This is a genomic window from Serratia sp. 506_PEND, from assembly GCF_001076875.1.
Classification (GTDB): domain Bacteria; phylum Pseudomonadota; class Gammaproteobacteria; order Enterobacterales; family Enterobacteriaceae; genus Serratia; species Serratia marcescens.
Window position 1 is genome coordinate 1 of sequence record NZ_JVEL01000306.1, and the last position, 871, is coordinate 871.

Below are 871 nucleotides of genomic sequence, written 5' to 3' on the forward strand. Positions count from 1 at the left end.
ATCTATCCTAAAAAGTTATCTGTGCGGATAACCGCGCGGTTATCTCTACGGGTAAATCATAGGCATCAAAAGAAACCAAATCAAGGTTCTTTTGATGAAATTTGAAATAAAATTAAATTCACTTTTAATTACCAATAAAATCATGAGGTTATATGGAAAAGAACGTACACTCGACAAAACAACCAGAAGGTTCTTTTGAGGTTAAAAGAAAAGAACCGTTTAGTGACAAATTGAAGAAACTCCAGAACGGACGGACTGTTAGGCAATGTGCTGAGGATTGGGGTATCAACCTGAGCACTTTGAAAAACTACTTCTCACGCCCAGATGCTACGCCTAGATTTGATGTGCTATCTAAAATATCCAGTACAGAAGGAGTATCAATTGAATGGCTACTAGGCGACGAGGATTCTTTTGAGGTTGTCAAATCCGAGGGAACGCTTCCTAAGTGCGCTCGTGGTGTGTGGCGCAGACGTCTTACCGATATGTTGGATTTACTAGATGAAGATGACCTTGAGGCTCTAACTAAACAGCTTACGCTAAAAGGACTTGAAACCATCCTCTATCTACTTGACGAGGACAACATAGCGCTGCTGAAGCTTGATAAGGTGGTGAAAGAAAAAATTCTCGGCAAGCAACCACAAACAGAGGCAGTTGCTAATCATAACTACGAGAAGGCTAAAGAGTGTGGTGCTGATAACGAAGAACGCGCAGACACAGAAAGCCTAGCGTCTGATAAGAAACGGGCCGTTTGATTTGGTCTTAGTGGGTACGTGAATGTTATGACAATGTTGCTAACGGCAGGCTACTAAGATCAATCAAACTGTTTTTAAACTGTGATAAACCCCGCTCAAAAAATGCAGAATAAATCATA

At 40.9% G+C, this 871-nt stretch carries 1 protein-coding gene; it reads left to right on the top strand.

What is annotated here, in order from left to right:
- Window positions 1–152 precede the first annotated feature (152 nt).
- Window positions 153–752, top strand: a complete 600-nt coding sequence (locus ADK28_RS08475; protein ID WP_048795414.1) for a hypothetical protein — start codon at window positions 153–155, stop codon at window positions 750–752.
- Window positions 753–871 lie beyond the last annotated feature (119 nt).